General features: G+C 63.0%; 6 protein-coding genes. 2 read left to right on the top strand and 4 right to left on the bottom strand.

Translation table 11 applies throughout. From position 1 onward, the window contains the following. Both VLU25_22465 and VLU25_22460 read left to right on the top strand, forming a co-directional pair. A partial coding sequence (locus tag VLU25_22465; GenBank protein ID HSR70706.1) for a hypothetical protein occupies positions 1-208 on the top strand: 208 nt, incomplete at its 5' end. A gap of 261 nt (positions 209-469) precedes the next feature. Further along, complete coding sequence (locus VLU25_22460) at positions 470-1,174, top strand: SUMF1/EgtB/PvdO family nonheme iron enzyme (GenBank protein ID HSR70705.1); 705 nt, start codon at positions 470-472, stop codon at positions 1,172-1,174. A 508-nt stretch (positions 1,175-1,682) separates the two neighbouring features. Here VLU25_22460 and VLU25_22455 read toward each other — a convergent pair. The 4 genes from VLU25_22455 to VLU25_22440 all read right to left on the bottom strand — a co-directional run bounded on the left by VLU25_22455 (position 1,683) and on the right by VLU25_22440 (position 6,696). Then, entirely contained in the window at positions 1,683-2,990 is a 1,308-nt protein-coding gene (locus VLU25_22455; GenBank protein HSR70704.1) for an alpha-amylase family glycosyl hydrolase, read from the bottom strand. Positions 2,991-3,222: 232 nt separating this feature from the next. Further along, a complete protein-coding gene (locus VLU25_22450) occupies positions 3,223-4,905 on the bottom strand; it encodes a tetratricopeptide repeat protein (GenBank protein HSR70703.1) in 1,683 nt (560 codons plus the stop codon). A gap of 291 nt (positions 4,906-5,196) precedes the next feature. Beyond that, positions 5,197-6,078: a hypothetical protein gene (locus tag VLU25_22445; GenBank protein HSR70702.1), complete on the bottom strand. Its 882-nt coding sequence runs from the start codon at positions 6,076-6,078 to the stop codon at positions 5,197-5,199. 3 nt (positions 6,079-6,081) lie between these two features. Then, complete coding sequence (locus VLU25_22440) at positions 6,082-6,696, bottom strand: sigma-70 family RNA polymerase sigma factor (protein HSR70701.1); 615 nt, start codon at positions 6,694-6,696, stop codon at positions 6,082-6,084. Positions 6,697-6,704: the final 8 nt, after the last annotated feature.

Here is a 6,704-nt window from a genome sequence, read left to right as displayed (position 1 = left end):
GACGCTGCTGGGACTTGTCCTGGGGCTGGCCGCATCGTGGGCTCTTTCGAGCTTTATCTCCGACATGCTCTACCAGGTCGGCTCCTTCGACTTGCCCACGGTGGCGGCGGTTACCCTGACCCTGCTGACGGTGGCGCTGGCAGCCATATTGATTCCCACCCTGCGGGCCACCCGGGTCGACCCGGTCACCGCGCTGCGGGAAGAGTAGCGGCCATGACGGATCCTCAGCGGCGATCTGCCATCGCGCCTTTCTCTAAGCAAGGCGCATAACCGAGCGGGTGCCAAGCGGCGGCGGGCGACGCTTGGCCTTGCCGGTCGGCGGCCTGCCGCATCAGCGACCTGGCCCACTCGCGGTCGAATATCTCAGAGGCTTCGTCTGCGCTCCGCTCATCTTTACGAACAGGGTACCGAAAAAGCCCTCCGTGCACTCGACGCGTCGACCTCCTCTTCCTCTAGAATGGGGAGGTCCATGACAGCAATCGAACCTGAAACGGCGCTCATCCCGGCGGGATGGTTTCTGATGGGAAGCGAAGACGGCCGGCCCAATGAACGGCCTGTCCACCGGGTTTGGGTAGACGAATTCCGCATGGCCATCCATCCCGTCACCAACCGCGAGTACGCGCGCTTTCTCAGAGACGACGGGCGCGAGCCTCCGAAAGGATGGGGGGAGGAACGTTTCAGACAACCTGCGCAGCCCGTGGTCGGCGTCACCTGGTTCGAAGCCGAGGCCTACTGCCGTTGGCTGGCCGAAACGACGGGCCGCCCCTTCCGGCTGCCCACCGAAGCGGAACGGGAAAAGGCCGCCCGAGGAGGCCTGCAGGGCAAGCGCTATCCCTGGGGCGACGAAGAGCCCGGCTGGATGGAGGTCAGAGGAAAAGGGCACACCTTCGACCAGCTCGAGGAGGTTGCCCAAGACCCGCCCAATGCCTACGGGCTCCACAACATGGGGAACCTGGTCCACGAATGGTGCTCAGACTGGTACCACGCCGACTACTACGCCGACTCGCCCCAACGCAATCCCCGAGGCCCCCAGACCGGCATCCGCAAAGCCTCCCGCGGCGGTTCCTGGCGCCACCGCATCAAGATCACCCCCTGCTCCGCCCGCACCGCCATCCCCCCCGACCGCACCCACCTCGACTACGGCTTCCGCGTGGTGCTGAATTCCGCCCGTTGACAAGTCCTTCGCAGTCTCGGGAGCGCAAGAGCACCCTCCGATGCGCTAAGGTATGCGGAGAGGAGAGTTCCTAGCGCTACGCGCCGGAAGTTTTGAGCCAGGGTCTTGCCAAGTTCGAGGTGCGATATGCGAAGTTCGAAAGAACCCCGAAGGGGTGCGATTCGCTAGCCCAGGGTGGAGCCCGCTGCAAGCGCAGCGACGCAAGGGCGCAACCCTGGGTACCGCGGTTAGCCCGATTAAAGTTAGGATGCAGCATGGCTCAAGACTTTTGACCGACTGCGCTAGTGACATCCAGCTCTGAAGCAGCCAGTAGGCGAGCGCTGTTCCCAGCGCACCCCCGGCCAAAGCAAACGAATAGTAGAGTATTATTTCCTTTAACCAATAGCATTTGCTTAATATCTTGTGCAGTACTTTACACCTGATGCTACGGGAAGTCAACTATAGAATCGATTTTTGCATAAAGAAGAACAGAGGATGAACGGCTTGCGATTGGGCTGCGGCCCTTGAGCTATTGGACGAAAAGCCGGTAAGCCCAGGGACCGAGGTTGAGTTGGGTCTCTTTGCTCAAACGGGCGGGCTGACCGCTGAAATAGTCGTCGTAGGTGCCGTGGTAGAGGGATTGCTGGAAGGTGACGGTGTGGGGGGCGGCGGACAGGTTCAGGACGGCGAAAATCTTGTCGCGGTCGTTTTGGCGCACGAAGCTGAGCACCTCGGAAGGGGCGCTGTTGGGGACTTGGATCATGCGGGCGCCCCAGGCGCCGTTGTGGAGGGCCGAGTTGGATTTCTTGAGGGCGATGAGCTTCTTGTAGAGATCGCCGATAGGGTGCTCGCGCCACTCGATGGAGTCCTTCTCGAAAAACTCCAGACGCTTGGGATTGCCGGCTTCCTGGCCGTTGTAGATGAGCGGCATGCCTTCGCCCACCACCGAGAGGACGATGGCAGCCTCGAGTCCCTCCCCGAACTGCTCGAACTGAGTCCCCTCCCAGGCGTTCTTGTCGTGGTTGCTGACAAAGGTCATGCGCATGCTGTCTTCAGGATAGGCGCTCTCGTTCCAGGAGTAGTAGGCGAAAAGGCGGCTGACGTCGGCCCGGCCCATGGCGATCTCGTGCATGGCCGTGTTCCAGCTCCAGGCGTAAGTCATGTCGAAGGCCCGGGCATGCAGGTCGCGCGATTCCCATTCGGCCAACATGAAGACCGGCTTGATGGCGTCGAGTTCCCGGCGCACCTGGTTCCAGAAGTCGACGGGGACGAAGCCGGCCACGTCGCAGCGGTAGCCGTCGACGTCGGCTTCGCTGACCCAGTACTTCATGGCCTCGGTCATGTAACGCCGCAGTCCCTCCCGGCCGTAGTCGAGGTCGATGATGTCGGACCAGTCCCACCAGGGAGTGGGCCGGAAGTCGCCCTTCCAGTCGCGGGCGTACCACTCGGGGTGCTCCTCGACCAGCGGGTTGTCCCAGGCCGTGTGGTTGGCCACCCAGTCGAGAATGACGCGGAAGCCCTGCTCGTGGGCCGCCTCCACGAAGTCCTTGAAGTCCTCCAAAGTACCGAATTCTGGATTGACGCTGTAGTAGTCCTTGACCGAGTAGGGACTGCCCAGGCTGCCCTTGCGGTTCCTCTGCCCGATCTCGTGGATGGGCATGAGCCAGAGGATGTCGACGCCCAGGTCCCTGAGACGCGGGAAGTGGGCCTGGGCGGCCTTGAAGGTGCCTGCTTCGGTGAACTGGCGGGTATTGATCTGGTAGATGACCGCGTCGCGGCTCCATTCAGGATGTTTGATTTTCACGTAAGGGCTGGGCTGGTAAGGATTGTGTTCCATCTCCGCATCGTGGTGCTGCCGGCAGGCCGTCGGCAGCGAAAAGAGGAGAATGACGAGGACTGCGGCCCTCCATGCGCCGACTTGGTCTCTCATGCCCCAGATCGTAGCAGGACTCCGTGACCCTGTCATGGCCTGGATAGCCAGCAGCGGGCTGCGATTCGCAAACAAAAGCCCGCCGAGGATGAAACGCCGGCGGGTCGGTTGCTAAAGAAGCTGTTGGCCGGCTTGGCATTTACTGAGAGCGGCGGAGATAGATGTCGGCCTCGGGACGGCCGGCCCGTTTGAGCCAATGGTGGGCGACGGCTTGATCGTCAGATTGGTGGGGAAAGGCCTCAGCCAGCAGCATGGCTACCTTGGCGGCTTCCTCGACCTGCTTGTCGCGGATGCAGTGGGTGAGGAGGGCGCGCATAGCGGCAGGCCACTGGTAGCGGCCCTTGTAGTAGTCAAAGGCGATCTTCTCGGGACGGCTGTTGGCAGTGGGAGGTTGAAAGTATCGCTTCTGCTCGCTAAAGGGCCAGTCCGACATCAGGTACTGGGCCCGCCAGTGACCGTAGAGGCGGTCGACCTCAGTTACGGGGGCCACCCTCCAGGCCGTTTCGCGAGAGACGGGATGGGTCCAAGCTCCGATCAGCCCCATCTGGCGAAAGGCTTGGTAGTAGGCGTCGGCCATCTCGAAATAGCCCTCGATGTTGGGATGGAGGTGCTCCAGCATCAGGTCGCTGCCCACGATGCCGTCGCGGGCCGCGCGCGAGAGGGCCTGCCGGACTTCGACCAAATGGGCGCCATGGCGGGCGGCAGCCTGCCGGATGACCTGGTTGACAGCCTCGGGGGCACGGAAGCGCAACTGGTCACGGTCCTTGGCCGCCAAGTATTCCTGACGGGCCTCGCTGAAGCGTCCCAGCCGGTCGAGAGCCCGGGCTAAGGCGTAGTGGGCGCCGGCATGGGTATCGTCGAGTTCAACGGCTTGTCGAAAGGCCGCCAGGGCCTGGCTAGGGCGCTCAGAACGCAGATGCTCTTCGCCTGCCTCCAGATGACCCTGCAGCTCGTCTTCGTCGGTCCCGGCAGAGGGCCTGCTGATGAATGGGGGTTGATCGCGCTCATTGCACGCCAGCGTACCGATCAGCACCGGTATTCCGGCAGCGCGGTAACGGCTCAGGATGGCTCCGAGATTGGCCCGGTACTGCTCGATGCCGCGGCGGTAAAGGTCCGAATCATAGGGTATCTCCTGTTCGGAGGCGATGGTGGCCATCAAGGTTCGCTGCGAGCGTCCGCCTTCCGGGGGTCGGGGCTTAAGGGCGCTTACCGTCCTCTGGATGAGTTGGAAGAGGCGCAGATCACGCAGCCAAAGAAAGGACAGCACCAAGGGCCGCCGCCGTCCCACCGAGTATCCCGAGCCCACGCCCAAAATGCCCAGGTATTCGTTGTGGCCGGCATAGATGACGACCGCGTCTGGGCTCTGCTCGATGATCTCGTCGACAAAGTCGAGCAAGGTGTAGGAAGTGACGGCCGACATGGCGGTAGTGACGAGCTCGATCCTGCGCTGCGGGAAGGTCCTTTGCAGGCGCTGCTGCAGCATTCCCGAGAGGGAGGCGGCGTAGCCGTAAGGATAGCCTTCGGCGCTGGAGCCGCCCTGAACGAAGATGCGGAAAGTGTCCTCACCCTTGCGGCGTGGGAAAAAGACGGGGCGAATCCTGAGCCGGGGCGTATGCGCCTCGTCCACCATAAAGCGCCGGATCACCCGCGGATTGGCCATCAGATAGCCGGGCGCTTGGGAGGATTCGACAAAGAGAGGGTAGGAATCACCGAATCCGACCAGGCGCAAGCCCCCCTCCAGCAGTGCCAGGAAAAGAAAAGGCAGCAGAAAGGCCGCCACCTTGAAGGTACTGCGCCGGCCCGGCGATATCTCTTTCCCCATCCTTCTCCCGCTGTCACCTCAAAGCACTAGAACAGTCCGTCAGAAGTTTTGAGCCACCCTGTTGCGTTATCCCACGCTTTCAGCGTTCGGACCTTGGCTGTTCTGAACCCAGGGTGGCGCCGGCGTCTCGCTGGCGCTCGCCGGGGCTGACCCTGGGCTGGCGAATCGCTCGCCTTCAGCGAGCCCGGGACTTGACTTCTAACACAGTCGCTGGGCTGGCGAATCTGTCCCTGTCAGGGACAAGGACGGAGGGCCCTGGCTCAGAACTGATCACCGGCGGCACTGGTGGCCCTAGAAGGTAAGCTGGAGGTTCTCGATGGTGCGGCGGGTCCCTTCTTCCAGGTGGCAGAGCATGCAGGCCTTCTGGCCGTACTCCGGGAGGTCGGACACCAGGGTGTAGGTTTGACCGCCCTCGGTCCAGGAAAGGGTCTTGAGTCCATCGGCCCCGGCGGGACGGAAGACTACTTCCTTGTGCCACAGAGATGGCTCAGGCGCGTCGGGGACGCGCCCGGCTTCGGCCATCAAGAGAGTGACGGCATGCCCTTCCACCTCGTAGCGCAGGGCCAGCGCGGTGCATCCCTGCACCGAGGTCTTGCAGGCCTGGCGCAGGTTGACGTCCTGGCAGCAGTTCATGGGGGTGGGAGGAATGTCGGTTTCAAGCTGCAGTCCCGCCGTGCGGCGCACCCACTGCTGGGTATCGGAAAGGGAGGCGGAGGCCAGGTTGATGACCGGACCGGTGGAATGCTTGCCGGTGTGCAGCGTGAAGGCCGCCCGTTCCAGCATGCCCGGCGCGTCCTGGGCCAGGCGCAGCCGCACCGAAGGCTGACGAAGCTGCAGCAGGAGTCCGGTAGCGACCGCAACCACCAGCAGCGCCGCCACGGCCAGCCAGGCGGAGGGGAAACGGCCCTCTGAGGCAGCAGCGGAGCCGTCCTCTCCGGGCGTTTGCAGGGAGAACGAATCGAGCAGCCGGCTGCGCAGGCGGGAAGCCCGCTCGGCGGGCATGGGAGTGGGCTCGAGACCCTCCATCAAACGGTGTCCGAAGCGGATCTTCTCGTATTCCTCACGCAGTTCCCGGGACGCCTGCAGGCGCATCTCCAGGCGCTTGGCCTGAGGCTCCTCCAGCCCTCCTTCGAGGTATTCCAGCAAGTCCTGATAGTCGCGTTCACTCAACATGCTTCAAGATCCCTCATTCGAATCACTCCGCCCGCCTGGAACTTCCACTTTGCCACCCGGAACTTCCCTGAGGTGCTTCAACACCTCGGCCAGCCTGGCGTGGCCTCGGCTGATGCGGGAGGCCACGGTGCCCGGCGAGAGGTCCAGAACCTGGGCGATTTCCTGATAGGAGAGCCCTCCCAGGTAGCGCAGCACCAAGGGCGCGCGCAGCTTGACGGAAAGCTGTTGCAGGCCTCGGCGTACCTCCTGCGACATTTCCTTGCGGGCCAGCCGCCGTTCCTGGGGCGGATCGTGGCGCAGTGCCGGAGCTGCTGCTGCGTCCTCCAAATCGTAGTCGGGACGCTTGCGCCGCTTATGGTCGAGAAAGGCATTAACCACCACCCGGTGAAGCCAAGTCGAGAACTCGGACTGCCCCCTGAACAGCTTCACCTTGTCGAAGAGCTTGAGGAATACCTGCTGGGTGAGGTCCTCGGCCAGGTCGGCGTCGCGGCTGAGGTGAAAAGCCAAGCCCCAGACCTGGTCCTTGTGACGTTCGAACAACTCCGCGAACGCCTCTTGATCGCCTTGCCGGCAACCCTGCAGGATCTCCTCAATCGCTCTATGCTCTTCTCGCTGCATGAGACGCT

Source organism: Acidobacteriota bacterium (genome assembly GCA_035471785.1).
Lineage (GTDB): Bacteria > Acidobacteriota > UBA6911 > RPQK01 > DATIPO01 > JANQFM01.
This window is presented reverse-complemented; position numbering and strand designations above follow the sequence as displayed.